This is a genomic window from Sphingobium sp. CFD-1, from assembly GCF_024611115.1.
Taxonomy (GTDB): domain Bacteria; phylum Pseudomonadota; class Alphaproteobacteria; order Sphingomonadales; family Sphingomonadaceae; genus Sphingobium; species Sphingobium baderi_A.
In genome coordinates, this window is record NZ_CP084398.1 from 2,630,035 (window position 1) to 2,654,107 (window position 24,073).

22 protein-coding genes are annotated in these 24,073 nt (G+C 65.1%); 6 read left to right on the forward strand and 16 right to left on the reverse strand.

Going from position 1 to position 24,073, the window contains the following annotated elements; all coding sequences use genetic code 11:
• The first annotated feature begins 8 nt into the window (after positions 1-8).
• The 5 genes from LDB26_RS13305 to LDB26_RS13325 all read left to right on the forward strand — a co-directional run bounded on the left by LDB26_RS13305 (position 9) and on the right by LDB26_RS13325 (position 4,216).
• Positions 9-2,114, forward strand: a complete 2,106-nt coding sequence (locus tag LDB26_RS13305; RefSeq protein WP_062067523.1) for a bifunctional (p)ppGpp synthetase/guanosine-3',5'-bis(diphosphate) 3'-pyrophosphohydrolase — start codon at positions 9-11, stop codon at positions 2,112-2,114.
• 309 nt (positions 2,115-2,423) lie between these two features.
• On the forward strand, positions 2,424-2,939 hold the full coding sequence (gene rplJ, locus LDB26_RS13310; protein ID WP_062067526.1) for a 50S ribosomal protein L10: 516 nt from the start codon (positions 2,424-2,426) through the stop codon (positions 2,937-2,939).
• Between the two features lie 89 nt (positions 2,940-3,028).
• Positions 3,029-3,409, forward strand: coding sequence for a 50S ribosomal protein L7/L12 (gene rplL, locus LDB26_RS13315; RefSeq protein ID WP_062067529.1), 381 nt, complete (start codon positions 3,029-3,031; stop codon positions 3,407-3,409).
• Positions 3,410-3,647: 238 nt separating this feature from the next.
• Positions 3,648-3,818, forward strand: coding sequence for a hypothetical protein (locus LDB26_RS13320; RefSeq protein WP_156415306.1), 171 nt, complete (start codon positions 3,648-3,650; stop codon positions 3,816-3,818).
• A gap of 71 nt (positions 3,819-3,889) precedes the next feature.
• A complete protein-coding gene (locus LDB26_RS13325) occupies positions 3,890-4,216 on the forward strand; it encodes a YnfA family protein (protein ID WP_257538744.1) in 327 nt (108 codons plus the stop codon).
• Between the two features lie 5 nt (positions 4,217-4,221).
• On the opposite strand, the gene LDB26_RS13330 is transcribed toward LDB26_RS13325, so the two are convergent.
• The 9 genes from LDB26_RS13330 to LDB26_RS13370 all read right to left on the reverse strand — a co-directional run bounded on the left by LDB26_RS13330 (position 4,222) and on the right by LDB26_RS13370 (position 14,051).
• Positions 4,222-4,722, reverse strand: a complete 501-nt coding sequence (locus tag LDB26_RS13330) for an asparaginase (RefSeq protein ID WP_257538745.1) — start codon at positions 4,720-4,722, stop codon at positions 4,222-4,224.
• A gap of 31 nt (positions 4,723-4,753) precedes the next feature.
• Positions 4,754-5,569, reverse strand: a complete 816-nt coding sequence (locus tag LDB26_RS13335) for a pyrroline-5-carboxylate reductase (protein ID WP_062067537.1) — start codon at positions 5,567-5,569, stop codon at positions 4,754-4,756.
• A gap of 9 nt (positions 5,570-5,578) precedes the next feature.
• Positions 5,579-6,085: a YbjN domain-containing protein gene (locus LDB26_RS13340; RefSeq protein ID WP_062067540.1), complete on the reverse strand. Its 507-nt coding sequence runs from the start codon at positions 6,083-6,085 to the stop codon at positions 5,579-5,581.
• A gap of 49 nt (positions 6,086-6,134) precedes the next feature.
• A complete protein-coding gene (locus LDB26_RS13345) occupies positions 6,135-6,434 on the reverse strand; it encodes an accessory factor UbiK family protein (RefSeq protein WP_062067542.1) in 300 nt (99 codons plus the stop codon).
• 46 nt (positions 6,435-6,480) lie between these two features.
• Positions 6,481-7,029: a TspO/MBR family protein gene (locus tag LDB26_RS13350; protein WP_257538746.1), complete on the reverse strand. Its 549-nt coding sequence runs from the start codon at positions 7,027-7,029 to the stop codon at positions 6,481-6,483.
• A 23-nt stretch (positions 7,030-7,052) separates the two neighbouring features.
• On the reverse strand, positions 7,053-10,157 hold the full coding sequence (locus LDB26_RS13355; protein WP_257538747.1) for an efflux RND transporter permease subunit: 3,105 nt from the start codon (positions 10,155-10,157) through the stop codon (positions 7,053-7,055).
• A gap of 11 nt (positions 10,158-10,168) precedes the next feature.
• Complete coding sequence (locus LDB26_RS13360) at positions 10,169-11,215, reverse strand: efflux RND transporter periplasmic adaptor subunit (protein ID WP_257538749.1); 1,047 nt, start codon at positions 11,213-11,215, stop codon at positions 10,169-10,171.
• Positions 11,216-11,283: 68 nt separating this feature from the next.
• On the reverse strand, positions 11,284-12,024 hold the full coding sequence (locus LDB26_RS13365) for a TlyA family RNA methyltransferase (protein WP_257538751.1): 741 nt from the start codon (positions 12,022-12,024) through the stop codon (positions 11,284-11,286).
• Complete coding sequence (locus LDB26_RS13370) at positions 12,024-14,051, reverse strand: protein-disulfide reductase DsbD (RefSeq protein ID WP_257538753.1); 2,028 nt, start codon at positions 14,049-14,051, stop codon at positions 12,024-12,026. Before LDB26_RS13370 ends, LDB26_RS13365 begins: the two co-directional genes overlap by 1 nt.
• 77 nt (positions 14,052-14,128) lie before the next feature.
• Between LDB26_RS13370 and LDB26_RS13375 the strand changes: the two genes are divergently transcribed.
• The gene (locus LDB26_RS13375) at positions 14,129-15,793 is read left to right on the forward strand and encodes an alkaline phosphatase family protein (protein ID WP_257542115.1); all 1,665 of its coding nucleotides are present in this window, start codon (positions 14,129-14,131) and stop codon (positions 15,791-15,793) included.
• Positions 15,794-16,152: 359 nt separating this feature from the next.
• On the opposite strand, the gene LDB26_RS13380 is transcribed toward LDB26_RS13375, so the two are convergent.
• From LDB26_RS13380 to LDB26_RS13410, 7 genes are all read right to left on the reverse strand, one after another.
• Positions 16,153-17,460 (reverse strand): ATP-binding protein, encoded by a 1,308-nt coding sequence (locus LDB26_RS13380; RefSeq protein WP_257538755.1) that lies wholly within the window; start codon positions 17,458-17,460, stop codon positions 16,153-16,155.
• An 8-nt stretch (positions 17,461-17,468) separates the two neighbouring features.
• Positions 17,469-18,179 carry a response regulator gene (locus tag LDB26_RS13385; RefSeq protein WP_062067568.1) on the reverse strand — a complete coding sequence of 237 codons (711 nt, stop codon included), beginning with the start codon at positions 18,177-18,179 and terminating at the stop codon, positions 17,469-17,471.
• A gap of 174 nt (positions 18,180-18,353) precedes the next feature.
• Positions 18,354-19,190 (reverse strand): TorF family putative porin, encoded by an 837-nt coding sequence (locus tag LDB26_RS13390; protein WP_062067571.1) that lies wholly within the window; start codon positions 19,188-19,190, stop codon positions 18,354-18,356.
• 291 nt (positions 19,191-19,481) lie between these two features.
• Complete coding sequence (locus LDB26_RS13395) at positions 19,482-20,978, reverse strand: SulP family inorganic anion transporter (RefSeq protein WP_257538757.1); 1,497 nt, start codon at positions 20,976-20,978, stop codon at positions 19,482-19,484.
• A gap of 3 nt (positions 20,979-20,981) precedes the next feature.
• Entirely contained in the window at positions 20,982-21,680 is a 699-nt protein-coding gene (locus tag LDB26_RS13400; RefSeq protein WP_062067576.1) for a carbonic anhydrase, read from the reverse strand.
• A 117-nt stretch (positions 21,681-21,797) separates the two neighbouring features.
• Positions 21,798-22,508: a response regulator transcription factor gene (locus LDB26_RS13405; RefSeq protein ID WP_062067578.1), complete on the reverse strand. Its 711-nt coding sequence runs from the start codon at positions 22,506-22,508 to the stop codon at positions 21,798-21,800.
• A 185-nt stretch (positions 22,509-22,693) separates the two neighbouring features.
• Positions 22,694-24,031, reverse strand: coding sequence for a chloride channel protein (locus LDB26_RS13410; protein ID WP_257538759.1), 1,338 nt, complete (start codon positions 24,029-24,031; stop codon positions 22,694-22,696).
• Positions 24,032-24,073 lie beyond the last annotated feature (42 nt).

Below are 24,073 nucleotides of genomic sequence, written 5' to 3' on the forward strand. Positions count from 1 at the left end.
GGGAAACGATGTTACGCCAATATGAACTTGTCGAGCGGGTGAAACGCTATGATCCGGACGCGGATGAAGCGATGATAAACCGCGCCTATGTCTTTTCCGTCCAGAAACACGGGTCGCAAAAACGCGCCAGCGGCGACCCTTATTTCAGCCATCCGATTGAAGTCGCAGGGATTTTGACCGACTTCAATCTGGACGACCAGACCATCGTGACCGCGTTGCTGCACGACACGATCGAAGACACGCTCGTCACCTATGAAGAGATTGAGCAGGCGTTCGGCAGGGATGTCGCGCGCATGGTCGACGGTGTCACCAAGCTCAGCAAGATCGAAGCCATGTCGGAAAATGAGCGGGCGGCGGAAAATCTCCGCAAATTCCTGCTCGCCATGTCGGACGACATCCGGGTGTTACTGGTGAAGCTGGCCGACCGGCTGCACAATATGCGGACGCTCCATTTCATCAAGAATGAGGCCAAGCGCCGTCGCATCGCGAAGGAGACGATGGACATATATGCCCCGCTGGCGGAGCGAATCGGCATGTATGACTTCATGCGGGAAATGCAGTTGCTCGCCTTCCGGGAACTGGAGCCGGAAGCCTATGACAGCATCACCAAGCGGCTGGAGCAACTGAAGGAAGGTGGCCATGACAAGGTCGACCGGATCGGCGCGGAACTGCAATTGCTGCTGGGCACCCACGACCTGCCGGTGACGGTATCGGGCCGGGAAAAGCATCCCTATTCCATCTGGAAGAAGATGCAGGAACGGCACATCAGCTTCGAGCAGTTGACCGACGTGATGGCGTTCCGCGTCATCACGGAAACCACCGCCGACTGTTACAAGGCGCTGGGCGTGATCCACCAGACCTATAAAATGGTGCCGGGGCGGTTCAAGGACTATATCTCCACCCCCAAGCGCAACGGATACCGTTCGCTGCACACCACCGTCATCCATCAGGACAATGCCCGCATCGAGGTGCAGATCCGCAGCCGCGAAATGCATCATGACGCGGAACTGGGGCTGGCGGCGCACTGGGCCTACAAGCAGCGGGGCGACGCGAACGATCATCAGGCGGCATGGCTGCGCGATCTGGTCGAAATCCTGGAACAAAGCCAGGATGCGGACGAATTGCTCGAACATACTCGTATGGCGATGTATCAGGACCGCATCTTCGCCTTTTCCCCCAAGGGCGAACTGCACCAGTTGCCCAAAGGATCGACGCCGGTCGATTTCGCCTATGCCGTGCACACCTCGCTCGGCAACCAGACGGTGGGGGCGAAGGTCAATGGCCGGGTCATGCCGCTTCGCACGCAGCTGGAAAATGGCGATCAGGTCGAAATCCTGAAATCCGAAGGGCAGCAGCCGCAACCGGGCTGGCTGACCTTCGCCATCACCGGCAAGGCGCGGTCCGCCATCCGCCGCTATATCCGCCAGAAGCAACGGGGCGAGGAAATCGCGCTCGGCGAAAAACTCTATGAGGAAATCGTCGGCCGCCTCCCTCACGAACTGGCGAGCGAACTGGGCGACAAGGCGGTGGCCGCGGCGCTCAAGCGGCTGAAGCTGGAGGATCGCGCCGCGCTGATGATCGCCATCGCGACCCATCGCCTGCTGGATTCCGAAGTGATGGAGGCGCTGATCCCCGGTTCCACCAGCGCGGAAGGCATGGAGGAAGCCCACCCCCGTCAGCACGCGCCCGTGTCGATCCGTGGCCTGACGCCCGGCATTGCCTATCATCTGGGCGAATGCTGCCACCCGGTGCCGGGCGACCGCATCGTCGGACTGCGCCGGACGGGCGAACCGATTGAGGTGCACACCATCGACTGCAAGGCGCTGGAAGCTGGGCAGGATGCGGACTGGGTGGACTTGTCCTGGGACAGCCGGTCCAAGGGCGGGACAGCGCGCCTTTCCGTCATCGTTAAGAACCAGCCGGGCGCTCTGGCGGCCGTCGCCAATGTGTTCGGCGCGACCAAAGCGAATATCCTCAACCTGCAACTGGTGAACCGCGAAGGGCCGTTCCACACCGACATCATCGACCTGGAAGTGGCCGATGCCCAGCACCTCAACCGTATCCTGTCCGCGCTGCGGGCGCTGGACGCGGTGGTGCAGGCGGATCGCGTATGACCCCTTTTCCGCAAGGGATTGCTTTCCTCCACCATCCCTTGTAAAGGGCCGCCACCGGACCCCTTGCGGGTCCACCGTCCGAGACAGTTGGTGAAGGGAATCTGCCCTTCTTAATGTCCAGCCTAGACGGGGAAAAGTTCTTGCCGGACGGGCCTTTATGCCATGTTCCGGGTCTGCCTGTCTTCGTTGAAGCGATTCGGGCCAGTCGACCTCTCCCCATTCGGACCAGTGCCCCATGCGGCGGCGAAAGCCTTTGCATGGGTTTGTTGTGCGCCGGACCGTCCGGCGCATGAATATGTGGAGAATGGCATGGATCGTAATCAGAAAGCTGAGGTCGTTTCCGCGCTGAACGCACATCTGGCAGAGGTCGGTGTGGTCGTCGTGACCCGCAACCTCGGCATGACCGTCGCCCAGTCGACGGACCTGCGCCAGAAAATGCGCGATGCCGGCGCAACCTTCAAGGTTACGAAAAACCGCCTCGCCAGGATCGCCCTTGAAGGCACCGACTATACCGGCATCAGCGACCTGCTGACCGGTCCGGTCGCTCTTGCTTCCTCGGTCGATCCGGTCGCAGCCGCCAAGGTTGCGGTCGAATTCGCGAAAACCAACGACAAGCTTGAGATCGTTGGCGGCGCGATGGGCGAGACACTGCTGGATGCGAACGGCGTCAAGGCGCTCGCATCGATGCCGTCGCTGGATGAACTGCGTGCGAAGATCGTTGGGCTGCTCGTTGCGCCCGCGACCAAGCTCGCGACCGTCACCCAGGCGCCGGCAGCGCAGCTCGCGCGGGTTTTCAACGCCTATGCGGAAAAGAACGCGGCCTGATTTTTCAGGCCCGGTCGAAACCGGACATTGTTTCAACGCTAGTTTAAGGGGCCTTCTGGCCCCGCCCAGAAGGGAACAGGTAAAATATTATGGCAGACATTAACGCACTGGTCGATCAGCTGTCGGCCCTGACCGTCCTCGAAGCCGCTGAGCTGTCGAAGGCTCTGGAAGAAAAGTGGGGCGTTTCGGCCGCTGCTGCCGTGGCGGTTGCCGCTCCGGCCGGTGGCGCTGCTGGCGGCGCGCCTGCTGAAGAAGCCAAGGACGAATTCGACGTCGTCCTGACCGGCGACGGCGGCAAGAAGATCAACGTCATCAAGGAAGTCCGCGCCATCACCGGCCTGGGTCTGACCGAAGCCAAGGCGCTGGTCGAAGGCGCGCCGAAGGCGATCAAGGAAGGCGTCGGCAAGGACGAAGCCGAAAAGCTCAAGAAGCAGCTTGAAGAAGCCGGCGCGACCGTCGAACTCAAGTAAGCTTTCGCTCCGCACCGCGGAGAGAGGATCGGGGCGGCGCCATCATGGCGCCGCCCTTTTCTTTTGGAGGATTTCCGTTCACAAACCCGCGATCATGCATGGGCTGCTATTGGCCAATGCGGACATTTACCGAAACATAGACATCCGTTCGCCCTGAGGTGGGCCAAGCCCTTCGACTGACTGCTTGCTCAGGATAAACTTGGCCTCGGGCCAAGTCGAAGACCCGTATCGAAGGATCTTGCGCGACATCAGTCCTTCGGCACGCCATTTCGACAAGCTCAGCGGCTACTCAGGACGAATGGGGGTGAGGAAAGCGGCCATTCCGCAATCCACCCAAAACCGCAATCCGGCTCAAATTTTATTTGCCGCCTTTCATAAGCCCCTTCTCTCCAAGGCCGCGTACCCATGACCAATGGCGGCCATGAGGCGGAGTTTATGGGGTTGGCAGACACGTTGCCATTCGCGCATGAGGGGCGGAGAATGACCACAACCATCATCTATATCACAGCAGCCATCGCCGAAATTGCCGGTTGTTTTGCCTTCTGGGCCTGGTTGCGGCTGGACAGGTCGCCGCTCTGGCTGGTTCCCGGCTGCCTTTCGCTGGCCCTGTTCGCCTGGCTGCTGACGCTGGTCGATACCAGCCATGCAGGCCGAGCCTATGCGGCCTATGGCGGCATATACATCACATCCGCGCTGCTGTGGCTGTGGATGGCGGAAGACGTGCGGCCCGATCGCTGGGATCTGGGGGGCGCTACGCTCTGCCTCATCGGCGCGGCCGTCATCCTGCTCGGCCCGCATCGAACCTAGCGCCTTCACTCCACCGGGACGAAGGCGCCCTTTTCGCGGTCCTTGACGACATGCGCGGCGGGAAAGACCGATCCGCTCATCGTGATATAGACGCCCGGCTGCGCCACCTGCACCGTGGCGAAGGCCATGCCGAGGTTGAAGCTCGCGTCGCTCTCACCGAAACGCGCGGGGGCGAGCGCGCCGACCAGCACCACCGTCTTGCCGGGAATATCGGCCAGCACCCTGGCGGTTTCCGTCATCGTGTCGGTGCCGTGGGTGATGACGATGTGGCTTTCGTGGGCCGCGACGACTCGGGCGCGGATATGAGCGCGGTCGGCATCGTCCAGTTCCAGACTGTCCTTGCGGGTCACTTCCTCGATGCGGAAGGGGCGTTTGACGCGGGCGATCTCCAGCAGCTTGGCGACCACGGTTTCGCCCACCTGATAATCGGAGAGCGCGTCGAAATAGATTTTGTCGATCGTGCCGCCGGTGGTGAGGATGAGGATGGGCGTGTCGGGGGACAACATGGGAAGCTCCAGAAATTGAGTGAGGCGTCCTCTAGCCGCCCCGCGCCATGGCCTCGCCCCGGTCGCGGGCGGCGGTCAGCGTGTCGGTCAGCAGCCTGAGCAGGCGATCGTCGGCGTCGAGCACATTGAGACCCTCCCGCGTCATGCCGCCGGGACTGGCGACGCGGTCGGCCAGCGCGCCGGGGCCGTCGCTGGCGCGGGCTGCCATGCTGGCGGAACCCTCCACCGTGGCCAGCGCCATGCGCGCGGCCTGATCGGCGGGCAGGCCCAGCGCCTCCCCCGCCCGCGCCAGCGCGTCGATGAAGCGAAACAGGAAAGCGGGGCCACAGCCGGACAGCGCGGTCACTTCATTGAACTGCCCCTCATCGGCCATCCATTCGGCAAGGCCGAGCGGCGCGATAAGCGCGGTTATGGCCGCACGGGCTTCATCCGGCGTCGCGGCGTCGGTGTAGAGCGCCGTCACGCCCTGCCCTATGCCCACGGGCAGGTTCGGCATGGCGCGCACCAAGGCGCGGGCGGCGGGGAAATGCCCGCGCAAATCGTTGAGCGGCGTGCCCGCGAGGATCGAGACGATGCGCGTCTCTTCCCCGCAGAGCGGCGCGAGGGACGCGGCGACATCGGCGATCTGATAGGGCTTCATCCCCAGCAGAACGGTGGTTCCGGCCGGCAGGGCGGCGGGATAATCGCTTACCACCCGCACGCCTTCGGCTACCGGCTTTCCGCTGGGGCGCAGCACGATGACCCGGGCCGGATCGAGGCCGCAATCAAGCCAGCGAGCCAACATCTGCCCCGCCATATTGCCGCAACCGACGAGGAACAGGTGGTCGGGCCATTTGATGTCGGTCATGGGATGCGTTCAGGCTTCGCCGCGGGTTTCGATGAGGCTGGCGGAGATCGCTTCAGATGGCGTTTTGCCACCCCACAGGACGAACTGGAACACGGGATAGAAACGCTCGCACTCGTCAATGGCGGTTTCGACCAGAACCTGCGCCTGATCGAGCGTCAGCGTGCCCCCTGCGCCAAGCAATGCCCCGTGGCGGAACAGGACGATGCCGCTCGACGACCACAGTTCGAAATGACCCAGCCAAAGCTGTTCGTTGATCAGGGCCAGCGTTTCATGGATCGCGGCCCGCTTTTCATCCGCCACGCGAATGTCGGGCAAGGCCAGAAGCTGAAGCACCTGATCCTCGTCCCGCCAGATGCCGCGCAGCTCATATTGCGCCCATGAACCCTGGGTGCTGGCGACGATCTCATCCTCGCCCATCTGGTCGAAGCTCCAGCCATGCGCCTCGAAATAGGCGGCCAGCATATCAATCGGGGCCGCTTCCTGCCCGCCATTTTCAAATTCGTCGGCGTCCATCATGTGCGGCCCTTAACATCGGGAACAGTGAAAGGACAGGCGCGAAACGCCGTTATTCGGCGTCCTTCGCCTTGCCCTTGTTCGCGCGGACGGTCTTGGTGACGGGTTCGGGCGCTTTGCCTTCCAGCGCGTCGACGCGGGCTTTCAAAAGCTCCACCTCTTCACGGGCGGCGGCGGCCAGCGCCTTGACCGCGTCAAATTCCTCGCGGCTGACGAAATCCATGCCGCCCATCCACTGCTTCGCCTTTTCGCGGGCATTGGACTCGAACTCGCGGCTCATGCCCGCGACGGTCCCGGCGGCGCCGTTCACCAGCTTGGCAAGGTCGTCGAAAAAGCGGTTTTCGCTCTGCATGATCCTGTCGTCCTCATTCGCGCCGCCTCCTGTCGGGCGGCAAAAATCATATCTGGGTGCGAAGCGCCGGGACGACAAGGGTTTCTGCGTCCGGGTTCAGCCGGTCGACCTCATAGTTGAGGTAAGTGGCAAAGGCCAGCCACAGCAGATAAGGCAGCAGCAGCCATCCCGCCGCCCGGCGAATGCGCCGGAAAAGCGCCGTCGTGACTGCGATCAGCACGGTAAGGACAAGGATCAGCGCCAGCGCGTCGCCGACCTGATGCGCGCGGAAGAACAGCGGCGACCAGATCAGGTTCAAGGCGAACTGGATCAGGAACAGGGCGATGGCAACGCCCCGCCCCCGTGCGCCGCGCGCATGGAGCACCATCGCGAAGGCCAGCGCCATCAGGATATAGAGCAGCGTCCATGCCGCGCCGAATACCCATCCGGGCGGCATCAGCTCCGGCTTGGCAAGCGCGGCGAACCAGCGATTGCCATAGCCGCTATTGGCGAGCTTTCCCGACAGGAAACCGAGAAAGAGGATCGCGGGAACCGTCACCAGCGCCCAGCGCAGATAGGCAAGGCGCAACTGACCGGGCGACGCGATCTGGTTCATCGGCACTTATTCTCCCTGCCCTCTCACTCGGCGGCGTCGGGCGAATCCTTGAGCGCCGAATCCAGCCGCCGTCCCACGGTTTGCGGTGAAACGGTTCGTCCCGCAACCCGCGAATAGAAGATCGGGATCAGGAAAAGCGTGATGAGCGTGGCCAGCGACACGCCGAACACGACGACCGTGCCGATGCTGTGCCGCGCCGCTGCTCCCGCCCCACCCCGGATGACCAGCGGCACCGCCCCGATCACCGTGGCGATGGAGGTCATCAGGATCGGGCGCAGACGGCGGGCCGCCGCCTGCCGGATGGCGTCGGCGACTTCCAGCCCTTCGTCGCGAAGCTGGTTGGCGAACTCCACGATCAATATGCCGTTTTTCGCGGCCAGCCCCACCAGCATGACGATGCCGATCTGGCTGTAGAGATTGATCGACCCCGCCGTCAGCAGGAGGCCCAGCACGCCGCCCGCAACCGCCAGCGGCACCGTGGCGATGATGACGCCGGGATGGATGAAGCTTTCGAACTGGGCGGCAAGCAGCAGGTAGACGATCAGGATGGTGAGGCCGAAGACCAGCCAGATCGACCCGCCGGTTTCGCGCAGCGACTGGCTTTCGCCGCGATAGCCGATGGCGAGCACTTCGGGCGACTGGCTCGCCTGCCCTTCCAGCCAGCTGAGCGCCTCGCCCAGCGAAGTGCCGGGCGCAAGCGCAGCGGTCAGCGTGATGGCCCGCAACTTGTTATAGCGGTTGAGCTGGCGCGGACCGGCGATCTCGCGGACCGTGACGACCGACGAAAGCGGGATGAGCGCGCCGCTGCGCGAGCGGACCTGGATGCGTTCAAGATCGGCAAGCGTCTGGCGGCCTTCCTTTTCGGCTTGCACGAGCACGCGATATTCCTCGCCCCGGTCGACATAGGTGGTGACGCGGCGGGAACCGAGCAGGCTCTGCAAGGCCTGGCTGATGTCGTTGATCGACACACCCAGATCGCCTGCGCGCTGCTGATTCACGTCGATCCGCATCTGCGGCTTGGTTTCCTTATAGTCGGAATCGAGGTTGATGAGGCCAGGGTTCGAAGCCGCCGCCGCCATGATCCGGTCGCGCGCGGCGGCCAGCCCTTCATAGGTGGCGCCTGCGATGACAAGGTTGACCGGCAGGCCGCGTCCCCGCCCAAGGCCGGATCGGGCGGCGGCGTTGCCGCGCACGCCTGGCTGCTGGGCAATCACCTTGTTGATGGCGTCGGCGACCTGCGCGGTGGTGAGGTGACGGTCCTCCCACGGACGAAGAAAGGCGATGACATTACCGCTGTTGAAATCGTCGCTGCCCCCGAAACCGGCGGGCGCGCGGAGAAGCAATTGCTGGAGCGCGCCGTCCTTCACCAGCGGCGTCAGATCCTTTTCGATCCGATCCATATAGACGGTCATCCGGTCAAAGCCGGTGCCTTCGGCAGCCATCACCTGTCCCTGGACGACGCCAGTGTCCTCTTCCGGGGCCAGTTCATTGGGCAAGAGGGTGAAAGCCGCGCCCGAAAGCGCCAGGAACAGGGCCACGCCCAGCAGGAGAAGCAGCGGCTTGCCCAACACCCTGTCCAGCCACCGGGCATAGCCCGCCTCCAGCCGCTGGAAACGGGCGTCGATCCAGCGCGCCAGCCGACCGCGCTCGGCCGTCTTGAGCAGCTTGGAGCAGAGCATGGGCGCAAGGCTGAGCGATATGAAGCCGGAAAAGGCGATGGCCGCGACCATGGCGATGGCAAGTTCGCGGAACAGCAGGCCCGTCTGTCCGGCGAGGAACATGACCGGCACGAACACCGCGCAGACCACCAGTGTGGTGGAGATGATGGCGAAACCCACCTGCCGCGTGCCGAGATAGGCCGCGACCAGCGGATCGTCGCCCTGTTCGATGCGGTGATAGACATTCTCCAGCACGACGATGGCGTCGTCCACGACAAGGCCAATGGCGAGCACGAAGGCGAGCAGCGTCAGCAGGTTGATCGACAGGCCGCACAGCCACATGACCGCGCAGGTCGCGAGCAGGCAGATCGGCACCGTCACGGCAGGCACAAGCGTGGCGCGCACCGATCCCAGAAACAGGAAAATGACCAGCACGACCAGCAACGCCGCCTCGATCAGCGTGTCATAGACATTTTCGATCGCGCGGCTGATGAACAGGGATTCGTCGGACCCGATGGCGATACGCATCCCCTGCGGCACGGTCGGTTCCAGTTCCTTGATGAGCGCCTTCGCCCTTTCCGCGACCTCCAGCGTGTTCGCCCCGGACTGGCGGACGATACCCAGGCCCACAGCATTGCCGCCATTGGAACGGAACATGTTATAGGGGTCTTCCGCGCCCGTTTCGATCCGGGCCACGTCGCCCAGCTTCACCTGATAGCCATCATCGCCGCGCCCTACGACAAGCTGCGCGAACTGGGCGGGCGTGACGAAGGGCCGCTCGACGCGCAGGGTCTGGTTCTGGTCCTTCGATTCGAAACGGCCCGCGGGCAGTTCCACATTCTGCGCCCGCAGCGCAGCTTCCACATCGGCGGGGGTCAGGCCGAAAGCGGCCAGCTTTTCCGCGTTGAACCAGATACGGGTGGACGGACGCGCTTCCCCGCTGATGAACACGCGGGCGACGCCGTCAATGGCGGAAAAACGGTCGGAAATATTGCGGTCGACATAGTCGCTGATCTGGATGCTATTCCAGCCGGGGCGCGCAAAGGTGAGATAGAGAATGGGCCGGGAATCCGCATCCACCTTGCGGATTTCGGGAGCCAGCGCATCTTCGGGCAAATCCTCCACCGCCGCGCTCACGCGATCGCGCACGTCGTTGGCGGCGGAATCGATGTCGCGGGACGGGCTGAACTCGATATTGATGTCCGACCGTCCGTCCTGCGAAGTGGAGGTGATGGTCTGGATGCCCTGCACGCCTGCGATGGAATCTTCCAGAAGCTGCGTGATGCGGTTTTCCACGACGGAGGCCGCCGCACCGGTATAGGTGGTTTCGACCGACACGATCGGCGGGTCCGTGTCGGGATATTCGCGCACCGACAGGCTGAGATAGCCGACCAGCCCGACAATGCAGAGCAACACCGCGACCACCGCGGCAAAGACCGGGCGGCGGACGGAAAGGTCGGAAAGCTGCACCGCCCGTCCCGTCAGCGCGCCGGGGCGGCGGTGGGGGCTTTTGCGCCCTCCATCCGCACGGGGACGCCATCGGTCAGCTTGACGACGCCATCCGTCACCACGACCTGTCCCGCCTTTACGCCATCCAATATTTCAACGAGGCCGTTCTGACGCAGACCGGTGCGGACATCGGTGCGCTTCACCTTGCCATCCTGCACGATGAAGATCGACCGCTGCTCGCCATCGCCCACCACCGCGAGTTCCGGCACGGCGAGCGACTGGTGCTGGCGCGCGATGACGCTGACGGTCATCAACATCCCCGGTTTCAGCGCACGGTCGGGATTGGGCAGGATCGCCCGGACTTTCACCGCGCGGGTGGCGGGATCGACCACGGGATCGATGGTGGCGATGGCGCCGCTGAAGGGCCGGTCGGGCCATGCGGCCGACACCGCCTTGATCGCCTGCCCCTGCCGGATCAGGGAGAGCTGGGTTTCAGGTACGGTGAAGTCGAGCTTGATCCGCGAAATATCGCTGACCGTCGCGATGGGCGTGCCCGCTGATATAATCGCGCCGACCGAGACGGTCCGCAGGCTGGCCCAGCCCGAAAAGGGCGCGCGGATGACCCGGTCGCCGATCGACGCCTTGGCCAGTTGGGCATTGGCCAGCGCGGCGTTGGCGGCGGCGACCTGCTGATCGAAGGTCGCGGTGGTGGCGAAGCCCCGCGCCTTGAGCGCCTTGATCCGATCAAGTTGCTGACGCGCTTCCAGCGCCTGCGCCTGCGCGGCGGCGAGTTGCGCCTGTTCCTGCCCCTGGGCCAGCGTGGCGATGACCTGCCCCTGCTTCACGAAGCCGCCGTCGGAGAAGTTCAGCGCCGTGATGCGCTGCGTCACCGGGGCGGACAGCACCACCTGTTCATTGGCGAGCGCGGTGCCGACCGCCGCCACATCATCGGAAAAAGTGGCGCTGCCGATGGGCGCGGCTTCGACCAGCGCGGCGGGTCGCGGCTTTGCCTCCTGCTTCTTGCCGCAGCCGGTCAAGCCAAGGGAAAGGCACAGGAACAGAGCTACGGGAAAACGCATGGAAAGGGAGCTAGCGGCCCTTGAGACGCGACACAACAGATGCTTTTGTCGCAAAATGTAACAGCCGGTCACAGCCCGTCTTTGCGGGCATGGAGCAGGAACTCCACATTGCCCTGCGGGCCGGTGATGGGGCTGGGTGTGATGCCTTCGACCCGCCAGCCCTGCATCTCCACCCAGGCGCGCACTTCCGCGCACACGCGGTCATGCACGGCGGAATCGCGGACGACGCCGCCCTTGCCCACTTCTTCCCGCCCCGCCTCGAACTGCGGCTTGATGAGGGCGACCAGCATCGCGCCGGAAGACGCGAAAGTCATGGGCCTTTCCAAAACCTTGGCAAGCGAAATGAAGCTGGCGTCGCAAACGATGATCTGGACGGGTTCAGGGATGTGGCTGGCGGTCAGGATGCGGGCGCTGGTTTGTTCATGCACGATGACGCGCGGGTCGGAACGCAGCTTCCACGCAAGCTGGTTGGTGCCGCTGTCCACCGCATAGACCCGCGCCGCGCCCTTCGTCAGCAGCACGTCGGTGAAGCCGCCGGTCGAACTGCCCACGTCGATGGCCACAAGGCCGGTCACGTCGATGGCGAAATGGTCGAGAGCGTGGGCCAGCTTGATCCCGCCGCGCGACACCCATGGATGGTCGCGGCCGCGCACGTCGAGGGAGGCATCGGGCGCGACCTGCTGCCCGGCTTTCTCGACCTTCCTGTCATTGAGGAACACATGGCCCGCCAGGATGAGCGCCTGCGCGCGGGCGCGGCTTTCGGCCAGGCCCCGGTCGACGAGAAGCTGGTCGGCGCGCACCTTCGCCATCAGGGCACCAAAGCGGTCAGGGTGGAGACGGTGAGGATCTGCGGCAGCGCCCTCCCCTCACCGCCTGGCGCATACCAGAGGTAGAGCGGCACGCCCGACCGCCCCTGCCCTTCGAGGAAGCGGGTGATGGCGGGATCGGCATTAGTCCAGTCGCCGACCATGACGGTGACGCCTGCCTTGTCGAACGCGGCGCGGGTTTCGGCGCGGTCGATGGCGGCGGCTTCGTTCGCCTTGCAGGTAAGGCACCAGTCAGCGGTGAAGTAGAGAAATACGGGCTTGCCCGCCGCGCGCAGGCTGGCGAGACGCGCTTCGTCGAAGGGAATGGCTCCGGATGCTTGTGCGGAAGCAGCGGCGGGCGCTTGCTTCGGAAGCAGGACGGCACCGACAACCAGCAGGGCCAGCGCGCCCAGCAAGACGAACAGGCCCCCGCTTTTTCCCCTGCCCTGCCGCCCGCCCAGCCACCAAAGCAGCAGCGCCAGCAGCAGCGCCGCGCCGAGCCCCAGCGTCATCGCCGCGACGCCTCTCTGCTGGCCCAGTAGCCACGCAAGGCCAAGTGCGGTCAGGAACATGGGGATGGAAAAAATGCGTTGCAGCCGCTCCATCCATGGCCCCGGCCGCGGCAAGCGGCTTCGCAAGGCGGGCAGATAGGCCAGCAACAGGAAGGGCAACGCAAGGCCAAGGCCAAGCCCCGCGAAAATGGCGAGCGAGGCCGCCAGCGGCAGCACCAGCGCCGCGCCCATGGCCGCGCCCATGAAAGGCCCGGTGCACGGCGTCGCGACAAAGGCGACCAGCGCGCCGGTCCAGAAACTGCCGATCATGCCACCCTTTGCGGCCAGACGCTCGCCACCGCCAAAAGCCCTCAGCTCGAACAGGCCCGCAAGGTTGAAGGCGATGGCCGTCACCAGCAGCAGCAGCAGCAGGATGATGCGCGGGTCCTGCAACTGAAAGGCCCATCCCACAGCCGCGCCCGCCGCCCTCAGCGCCAGCAACGCGCCGCCCAGCGCCAGACAGGCGACAATGACGCCCGCCGCATAGGCGATGGCTTCGCGGCGCACTTCCCGTTCCTGCCCCCCCGCGCGGGCAAGGCTGAGCGCCTTGAGCCCCAGGATCGGAAAGACGCAAGGCATGACATTGAGCAACAGGCCGCCCAGCACTGCTCCAGCCAGCGCGATCAGGATGGTCTGCGCCGCACCTCCCCCCGGCGCGGCCACCGGCCCGGCCACGGCGGCGACGAGGAAGCCAACATGATCGCCAGTCCGCAGCACGCCCTGCGCCCTGCCGCCCTTGAAACCCTCGCCCACTTCCGTTTCGATCAGCAGGCGGTCGCCCTCGCGCCGCACCTTTTGCGGCGCGGCATAGCGGGCGAACCCTTCGGCCAGCGGGAAGAAATGCACGTCGCTCGCCTGCGCGCCCGCTGGAAAGGGGATGGCGATGCGAAGCTTGCCATCGGCCATCGCATAGCTGGCCTGCGCGCCCAGCGGCCGGGGCAGATGGGCGCGCCACTGGTCGAAGCGGGCGCCATCGGCGGGCTGGACCTGTCCACTCCCCGCCACCAGGTTCAGGCTGAGGTCCGCGCCTTCGGGCACGCAGATCTTGTCGGTGCAGGCCAGCCACTCGGCGCGCACGCGGATCGGCAGGCGCGTGCCTTCCGGCACGTCCGGTGCAATCGCCAGCGGCGCCAGAATCGCATAAGGCCCTTCATAGACATGGTTCATCAGGCCGGAGATCGTCAGCATTTCGGGCACCGGATAGCGCAGCGCGCCAATGTTCACGCCCTTGGGCAGCGTCCATTTGACCGTCATGCCAAGGCCCGCGTCACCCGGATTTTCCCAATAGCCGTGCCATCCCGCCTCTGGCGTCATGGCGAAGGCGATGGTCGTCTCCTGCCCCGGCGCGGGCGCGCCGCTTTCGGCCGACAGGCGCGCGGCGATATGCGGCGCCCCCGTCCCGAAGGCGCCCTGCGCGCAGGCGGCGGCTGGCGTCAGCAACAACGCCAGCGTCATCAAAAGGACATGAACTATCCGCATCGGGCCTCTGGTCGGGTGGCTTGGAGCGGGCTAGGTCTCTGTCCATCCGCCGTCAAGGTCGAGAAGGTCATTGCATGATGTTGAGGAAAGTCGCCGCCGCCCTGTTGCTCGTCCCGTGCGCGATGCCCGCCATCGCCCAGCCGGGCGCGGCCCCTGCCCCGCAAAGCGCGCCCGCGACGCCGCCCAAGCTGATCGTCGCCATTTCCGTCGACCAGTTTTCCGGCGATCTTTTCAACGAATATCGCCCTTATTTCGAAGCGGGTCTGAAGCGCCTGGCCGCTGACGGCATTGCATTCCCACGCGGTTATCAATCCCATGCCGCGACGGAAACATGCCCCGGCCACAGCACCATCCTGACCGGCAGCCGCCCGTCGCGCACCGGCATCATCGCCAACACATGGTTCGACCTCAATACCGGGCGCGAGGACAAGGCGGTCTATTGCGCCGAGGATGAAAGCCAGCCGGGGACGAACAGCGGCGATTATGTCGCCTCCCCCATCCATCTGCGCGTGCCGACGCTGGGCGGGCGGATGAAGGCCGCGAACCCGGCGACCCGCGTGGTGTCCGTCGCGGGGAAGGATCGCGCGGCCATCATGATGGGCGGGCCGACCGCCGATCAGGTCTGGTGGCTCAGCCCCAAAGGCTATGTGAGCTACAAGGGCGTGCCGACGCCGCCGCTGATCGCGAAGGTGAATGCGGTTTTCGCACAGAGGCTGGCGCAGCCCAGCCCCGGCTTTGAACTGCCGGCGCAATGCGCGGCAAAGGATTTCCCCGTCGGCATTGGCGCGGGGAAGAGCGTGGGCACCGGCCGCTTCGCGCGGGAGGCGGGCGATTTCAAGGTCTTTCGCGCATCGCCGGAACAGGATGCCCTGACGCTGGCATTGGCCGCGTCGGTCATCGACAATATGGACCTTGGCAGGCAGGGGCAGACCGACATCATCTCCATCGGCCTGTCCGCGACGGATTATGTGGGGCACACTTACGGCACGGAAGGCACGGAAAGCTGCATCCAGATCGATCGGCTGGATCAGGAACTGGGCGCCTTCTTCGACCGGCTGGACAAGACCGGCATCGACTATGTGGTCGTGCTGACCGCCGATCATGGCGGCCATGACCTGCCCGAGCGGCACCGGCAGAACGCCATGCCGATGGAAAGCCGCGTGGACGCGGCCTTGACGCCCAAGGCGCTGACCGCAGCGGTCGGCGCCAGGACGGGACTGGCCGGGCGCAGGCTGATCTGGGGCGACGGGCCGATGGGCGATCTCTATTTCGACCTTTCCCTGACGCCCGGACAGCGCGCCGCCGTGCAGGCCGAAACGCTGAAGATCCTGCGCGCCCATCCCCAGGTGCAGGCGGTATTCACCAGGGCGGAGATCGCCGCCACCCCCTCTCCCTCCGGCCCGCCCGAAAGCTGGAGCCTGTTGCAGGAAGCACGGGCGAGCTTTGATCCCGAACGCTCGGGCGACCTGCTGTTGCTGCTGAAACCCCGCATCATGCCGATCATCGACCCGACCAAAGGCTATGTGGCGACCCATGGCAGTCCATGGGACACCGACCGGCGCGTGCCGATCCTGTTCTGGCGCAAGGGACTGCGGCATTTCGAACAGCCGTTGGGCGTGGAAACGGTAGACATATTGCCGACCCTCGCCGCGCTCATCAACCTGCCGGTGCCCAAGGGCGAGATAGACGGACGTTGCCTGGATCTGATCGCCGGCGAAGGAGATAGCTGCGCTGGGCATTAGTCACGCGGCCTGCAAATTCACGCGCAGTGGGGATGGCGGGTTTCGGCCATAGCCGCCACTCCACCTCCGTTCGGGCTGAGCGTGTCGAAGGGCGAACGGAGATAAAGGGAATGCCCACCTTCCACCCATAACCGCCATTCAGAGCGCCCTTTCAGGTTCACGCGGAGGCGCAGAGACGCGAAGGGCACAGGCTGATGGTCCACAACGTCTCCGCGTCTCCGCCTCAATCCTTCAGGAAAGGGGATGGGCGGACGCCGTCTTGTTGGGATGGAAGCGAACGTTCCATCCGAAGGAAGTCGACGTCCACCTTCCCACCCAAACCCCGCCATCCAGCACGGGTTTGCAATCCCATGCCTCCCCTAACTGTTCAGCGCGCGGAGGCTGATTTCGGCGCGCAGGCCGCCTTCGGGACGGTTGACAAGCAGCAGCGCCCCACCCTCGCGCTCCACCGCCTTTGCGACGATGGCCAGGCCGAGGCCAAGGCCGCGCGTGTTGCGTTGCCGCGCTTCGTCCAGCCGGGCGAAGGGTTTCAGCACCTCCTCCAGCTTGTCGCGGGGGATGCCGGGGCCGTCATCATCCACGCGAATCAGGACTTCCCCATCGCGCCGCGACAGGCTGACCCGCGCGCGCTGGCCGTAATGCAGCGCGTTTTCCACGAGATTCCCGACGGCGCGGCGCAGGGAAAGCGGCCGCGCCGCCATCTCCAGATGATCGGGGCCGTCATAATCCACATCCCTGCCCTGATCCTGAAAGGCATCGGCGATGGTCGCCAGCATGACCGCGATGTCGGTACGCTGGGTCGGCTCCGTATTCTTTTCCCCGCCCAGGAAAGCGAGCAGGGAATCGATCATCTCGCCCATTTCGGCAAGGTCACCCTCCATCGCCTCGCGCGCTTCGCCGTCCGGCACGCCTTCCAGCCGCAATTGCAAGCGGGAGAGCGGCGTGCGGAGGTCATGGCCCACCGCCGCCAGCGTCTCCGTCCGCTCGGTGATGAGGCGGTGGATGCGCTTTTGCATCGCGTTGAAGGCGCGGATCAGGTCGCGCACGTCGCTGCCGCCCCCTTCCTCCACGATCACCCCATCGCTCAGGCCAATGCGCTCGGTCGCGCGTGTCAGTTCGCGCAAGGGGGCCAGCGTGCGGCGGATCATCGCGCCCCCCACCAGCAGCAGCGCCACCACGGGAATGAGGGCCAGTCCGACCCGGCCAATGGTGAATTCCCATTTCGATCCGCTATGGTGCATCCCGAAATAAAGCCAGCTGCCGTCCGACAGCAGCAGCCCGCCATTGATTTCCGACACGCGCCCCGGCGCGGCCAGCCGCAGCCAGAGACGCGACCTTTCCAGCGACGGTTCCCAAGCGACGATCTGCCGCCGCATCCGCTCCAGTTCCGGCGCAAGCGGCGGCGGCGGCGGGGATGCGGGCGTCCAGTGAATGTCGTAGCGGTCGGTGGTCAATTGCACCGCCAGCGGACGGCGGGCCTGGGCGGGCTGCTCGTCCATCAGCTTGCGCGCGATGATGAGATGTTCTGCCAGCCGGCGCGCTTCGTCATCCTGAAGCGACAAATGGCTGGCCCGCTCGTAGATCAGCGTGCCGACCGCGAATTCCAGCACCACCGTCAGCAGCAATATCGCGAAAATCCGCCCAACCAGGCCGAGCGGCCGCTTCATCCCCGACTTCAAGCGCGGCTGACCTCTGCATTGAACATGTAACCGACGCCGCGCACGGTGGTGATGGGGGCGCCCTTGTCCTGCGTGGAAAGCTTACGGCGCAGGCGGCTGACCAGCACGTCGATGCTGCGGTCGCTGCTGTCGCCCATGCGGGTGCGTGACAATTCGATCAGCCGTTCGCGGGCAATGACACGCTGGGGGTGGCTGAGGAAAGAGCCGAGCAGGTCGAACTCCGCCCCGGTCAGGTCGACGATGCCGCCCGTGGGCGAACGCAGCTCGCGGCGGGGGAAATTGACGACCCAGCCGTCGAAGCGCGCTTCATTGTCGCGATGCTCGTCCGGGCCGCGCTCCACCCCGACGCGGCGCAATATGGCGCGGATGCGGGCGATCAGCTCGCGTGTGCCGAAGGGCTTGGGCAGATAATCGTCCGCGCCCAGTTCCAGCCCGACGATGCGGTCCGTCTCGCTGCCCTTGGCGCTGATGAAGATGATCGGCACGTCGCTCTTGCGGCGGATCTGGCGGCACAGGTCGATGCCGTTGGTGCCCGGCAGCATGACGTCGAGCACGACGAGGTCGACCGGTCCCGCGTCGAAGGCCACCCACATTTCCGGGCCGGAGGATGCCGGGCGGACCTGATAGCCATTTTCCTGCAAGGCACGGGCGGTCAGCGTGCGAAGCGGCGGATCGTCTTCCACCAGGATGATCGAAGGGGCGGTCATCGCGACTTTACACAGTGGAAATGGATCATGAGGAGGAGATAGGGCCGCGCCTGCCGACGGTCAACCAAGCGGCCGGGGCGCGCGCGGATGCCGGGCCGTCAGCAACAATTTGTCATGATGGAGACATTCGCGGTCGAGGGACGGGGCGGAGGACATCCGCCCCGTCCTCTTCGATCAGAACGCTGCCGAGAGCGAGAAGACCACACGCCCACGCGCGATGGACGAACCGTCCGCGTCCGAGAAGTTCGGGCGGATGTAATTTTCCTCGACCCGGGCGATGTCGGTATCGACATAGGCCACGCCCACCGTCAGCGGCGTGTTCGGAACAGCCACGTCCGCGCCCACCATCCAGTCGAGATATTTGCCGGTCGGGGCAAGGCTGGTGCCGTTGGGGCCCAGGCCCGAATTACCCTTGGACCAGCCCAGATGGGCCTTGAGCGTCACGGGCGTATTGGGGATCGATCCGCTAACGTCGCTCCAGACATAGAAATTGTCGTTCTTCTTGCCCGGATTGTCGGGCAGGACCGACGCCGCGCTGTTATAGACCTTGCCCAGCGCCTTCTGCTTGGGCGCATAGGCGACGCCGACGAGGGCGGAAACCGGGCCGACATCACCCGACAGCTTGATATAAGGCTCGGCGAAATCCGTGGTGTCCGCGCCGCTGGGATACATGTACCAGGTAAGGCCGACGTCCAGCGTCGCGCCGCCCAGCGGGATGGCATAGCCCGCGAACAGGTCCAGTTCCATGTTGGAGCCGCCGAACGTGCCCCATCCCGACAGGTTGGACGCCCATGTTCCGCCATAAAGGCCGCTTTCATGGGTCAGCGTGACGCCGCCCTGGACAGCCATGCCCTTGTCGGTCTGCGACACGCCGCGGAAGCGGTAATCGGAAACGAGGGCCACGCTGCCCGAAACCGTGACAGGACTGGTGGGTGCCTCCTGCGCGAAGGCGGGCGCTGCGGATATCAGCGTGAGAGCGGCACAGGCGATCTGGTATTTTTTCATGAACATTCCCCTTTACGAAAGAATGTTCCTTCCTGCGTCCGCCAGTCCGAAGATCGGTTCGCCTTCGGTACGTGCGGACAGACACAGGGCTATCCCGCCTGCCGTCCCTTACAAACCGTATTTTGTGCAAGTGCGAAAGGCTGGGCGAATAGCGTGGCCCGGGGAACACGGTTCTTTTCCGAATTGGCAACCCATGTTTCCATTTCATTGCTGTCCCATTCCACGCCAGACATGAAAAAGCCGCCGCGTCCGGGGGTGGAGGACGCGGCGGCCAGGGGGGATTCGAAACGGGAGCGGTCAGGCCGCGAGCTGGCGCAACCGTCCCGCCGCGCCGAACAGTTCGACCTCCATCCCCGCATTGCGGCGGCGGTCGATCCATTCCCGCAGCATTTCCGCGCAGGTATGGTCGATATGGCCAAGCCGTTCGACGTTGAGGATGATCACGCGGCCGGCGGGCAATGCCTCCAGTCGTGCGGACAGGCCGGGCAGACTGAAGAAACTGGCCGTGCCGTCCAGCGCGACTTCATGCTTGTTGTCCCAGCTCGTCTCGTCGATCTTGAGGCCGAGGCGGCGAACATGGGGCAGCATTTCCAGCAACGACAGGCCAATGCCGACCAGCACGCCCGTCAGCAGATCGGTCGTCACCACCGTCACCAGCGTCGCGGCCCACACCACCGCCGGAAGCGGCCCATAGCGGTGCAGCAGATGCTTCGCATGGTCTAGGCTGACGAGGCGCACGCCCGTCACCACCAATATGCCTGCCAGCGCCGCCATCGGGATTTCCCGCAGCAGCCAGGGCAGCAGCGCGACGAAGCCCAATATCCAGATGCCGTGCAGCATGGTGGACAGGCGCGTCTTGCCGCCCGCCTGCACATTGGCGGAGCTGCGGACGATCACGCCGGTCATCGGCAATGCGCCGGCAAAGCCGCAAAGCAGATTGCCCACGCCCTGCGCGCTCAGTTCGCGATTATAATTGGTGCGAACGCCGTCATGCATCCGGTCCACCGCCGCCGCCGACAGCAGCGTTTCGGCGCTGGCGATGAAGGCGATGGCGATGGCGGTCGTGATGACGGAGGGGGTCATCAGCTGGGCGAGCAGATTGCCTTCCGGCAAGGTGACTGCCGACATGATCGATTCCGGCACCACCACGCGGGCCACCGGCAGGCCCAGGAAAAAGGCCACCAGCGTCGCCAGCACCACACCGACCAGCGCCCCGGGCAACAATTTCATCGATGCGGGACGGACCTTTTCCCAACCGATCATGCCGCCAATGGTGACAAGGCCGACGGCAAAGGCCATCGCCGCATCCTGATTGGTAAGGCCGAATATCTGGCCCGGCATCGCCAGCAGATTGGCCAGACCGCTCGACAACGGCTTGTCGTCGAACAGGACGTGGAATTGCCCGACGACGATCAGCACGCCGATGCCCGCCAACATGCCATGGACCACGGCGGGCGAAATGGCGCGGAACCATCCACCGACCCTGAGCAGCCCCGCGATCACCTGAATCGCGCCCGCCAGGATCAGAATCGGTCCCAGCGCCGACAAGCCCTGTTGCTGGACGATCTCAAAGACGATGACGGCCAGACCCGCCGCTGGGCCGCTGACCTGCAGGGGCGATCCGGCCAGCAGGCCAACGACGATACCGCCAATGATCCCGGTAACCAGCCCCTTTTCAGGCGGCACGCCGGACGCGATGGCGATGCCCATGCACAAGGGCATCGCCACCAGGAAAACGACGATGGATGCGGTGAAGTCGCGGCTCAGCGTACCGCCTGAAAACGCCTTCAGCATGGCTTACTCCGCGGCCTCTGCGTAAACCGCTCCGGCGGCGAGGCGCCGGGCGTGCGGCAAGGCGACGGGCATGGGCTGGCCTTCGCGCAGCGGCACGAAACGGCCGGTCTCGCCGTCCAGGCCCAGCACCTGACCCGCATGGATGTCGACGACCCAGCCGTGCAGGGCGATCTCGCCGCGCGCGATGCCCGACGCGACCGAAGGATGCGTCCGCAGATGCGCGAGCTGGACAACGACATTCTCCAGCGTGACATTGCGGATCTTTTCCTCGTCGCTGATGTCGTCGGGATAGCTTTCGCGGCAGACCTTCTGCGCGGCATGGGAATGGCGCAGCCACGCCGCCACATTGGGCATGGATGCAAGAGGCGCTTCATTGACCAGCGCCTTCATCGCGCCGCAGTCGCTATGTCCGCACACGATGATGTCACGCACGCCCAGCGCCATCACCGCATATTCGACGGTCGAGGACACGCCGCCATTCTGCGTGGCGAAGGGCGGCACGATATTGCCCGCGTTGCGGCAAACGAACAGGTCGCCGGGGTCGGCCTGCATGATATGTTCGGGGACGATGCGGGAATCGGCGCAGGAAATCATCAGCGCCTTGGGGCTCTGCCCATCGCTGGCAAGCCGGTTATAGAGCACGCTCTGGTTCGGGAAGACATGGCTTTCGAAACTGAAGACGCGGCCGATAAGCTCGTTCATGTCGTTATCCTTCCTGTCTTTACGCCGGTCGAGGGAACGGACCGGCTTTGGAAGGAAGAATAGGGATGCCGTTTTGCTGCGGCGCAGCGCCTTTGTTAAAAACTATGTCTGGGCTTGTCAGCGCCTCTCGACGATCGCGCTGAACATATAGCCGATGCCCCGCACCGTCACGATCGGCGCCGCGCGGGTGGGGTGATTGAGCTTGCGGCGCAGGCGGCTGACCAGCACGTCCACGCTGCGGTCGGACGAAGGCGTTTCCCGCGTGCCGTTCAATTCCAGTAACCTGGCGCGGGCGACGACGGACCGCGCATTGTCCAGAAACAGGGACAGCAGGGAAAATTCCGCCGCCGTAAAGTCGACCGGCGCGCCATCGGGATCGCGCACTTCACGCCGCGCGAAATCGACCACCCAGCCCTCGAAATGCGCTTCGGTCTGATGGCGCTGGCCCAGCGCCCGCGCGCTTCTTCCGCGCCGCAGCACAGCGCGCAGGCGCGCAGCCACTTCCCGCGTCGAATAGGGCTTGGCGATGAAATCGTCCGCGCCCAGTTCCAGTCCGACCACCCGGTCGACTTCGGTGCTGTTCGCGCCCACCAGAATGATCGGCACATCGCTGCGCGCCCGCACCCCGCCGCACAGGTCCATACCATCGGCGCCGCGCAGCCCCGCGTCCAGCACCAACGCATCGACCGGCTCGGCCGTGATCGCGTCCCAAACGTCGCGCGCGGAAGATACAGGCAGCGTGCGGAATCCGCTCTGCTCCAGAAAGGCATGCAGATCCTGGCGCAATTCCATCTGCCGTTCGGCAACAAGGATCAGCGGATGGTTCATCCCGCCGCCCCATATGCCGGGCGAAGGCGCGGCACGGCGGCGTTCAGCGCCATGGCAAGAGACATGGGAGGCTTCTCCTTTCGCGGCCGGAAACGCCCGGCCGGGAGCCGGACAGCCCAAAGCTGTAACCATGCCACATGTCTGTCATATATGCCGAACGTAACAAAATATTGCTGATGGCCCGTTCATCGGCCCGTGCCGTCAGCTTCCTGGCTTGCCGCGGATTGCCCGCCCTTCCCTTCCTCCACCAGGAAGCCGCGTGACAATCCGTGGTAGAGGCGTTCCCGGCACACCAGCGCGCTGACGGCGTCGGCGATAAGGGCTGTCGCGAACAGGGGCAGCACCAGCCCCCGGCTCGCGGTGGTTTCGGTGATGATGATGACGGCGGTCAGCGGCGCGCGGACCACGCCGACGAAATAGGCGATCATGCCTAGCACCACGACCACGCTCACAGGCGCCGCAAAGAGAGGCGAGAGCAGGTTGCCGATGCCCGCGCCGACCGACAGCGAAGGCGCGAAGATGCCGCCGGGCGTGCCGCTGAGCGTCGTGGCGAACGTCGACACCAGTTTCGCCGGTCCGAACCACAGCGGCGCGCCTTCGCCTTCCACCAGGTTGCGCGTCGTTTCATAGCCCGTGCCCCAGGTCAGCCCGGTCGCCAGCCCGATCACCGCCACCAGCACGCCGCACCCCAGCGCCAGCAGCACCGGCCTTGCCCGTATCGCGACGATGGTGCGATGCGTGGACCTGCCAAAGCCGAGCACCCCGCGCGAAAAAAGCCCCCCGGCCAGCCCGCCGCAGAACGCCACCACCGGGATCACGGCCAGCGCCGCTCCAAACTCCAGCGTCTGCCGCATCGCACCGAAATAGACATAATCGCCCGCAATGCCCAGGCTGACAAAGCCCGCGATCATCACCGCCGCCATCACCAGCACGGCGACGCGCTGTTCATAGGCGGCCGCCAGTTCCTCTATGGCGAAGGCCACGCCCGCCAGCGGCGTGTTGAACGCCGCCGACACGCCTGCCGCGCCCCCGGCGATATAGACGCCCGACGTGATCGGCACGCGCAGCAGCCGGTGCATGGCAATCATGATGGCGGCGCTGATCTGGACCGTAGGCCCCTCGCGCCCCACCGATCCGCCGCCGAACAACATGGCGAGCGTCAGGCCGAATTTGGCCCATGCCGTCCGCAGCGAAACGAACGGTCCCTTGCTGGAACCTTCGGGATTGTGCGCCGCCGCGATGACCTGCGGAATGCCGGAGCCGCGCGCCGCCGCGAACCAGCGACAGGTGATCCAGGCGGTGCCCGCGAATATCAGCGGCGTCAGGATCAACGGCGCATAGGGCCAATGATGCACGATCTGAAGCTGGGCGAGCTGAAGGCGGTCGCCCAGAGCCGCGAAGACGAGCGCGACCAGCCCCAGCAACACTGCGCCCAGCGCCGTGGCGATGCGGCGGCGGGCCACCGGCACCAGCCTGCCTGCGGACCGGGGCAACAGCCGGTCGATCTGGGATCGCAATTTCATGGCATGATCGGGCTGTGGGTTTCGAATCCGGGCATGGCGTCT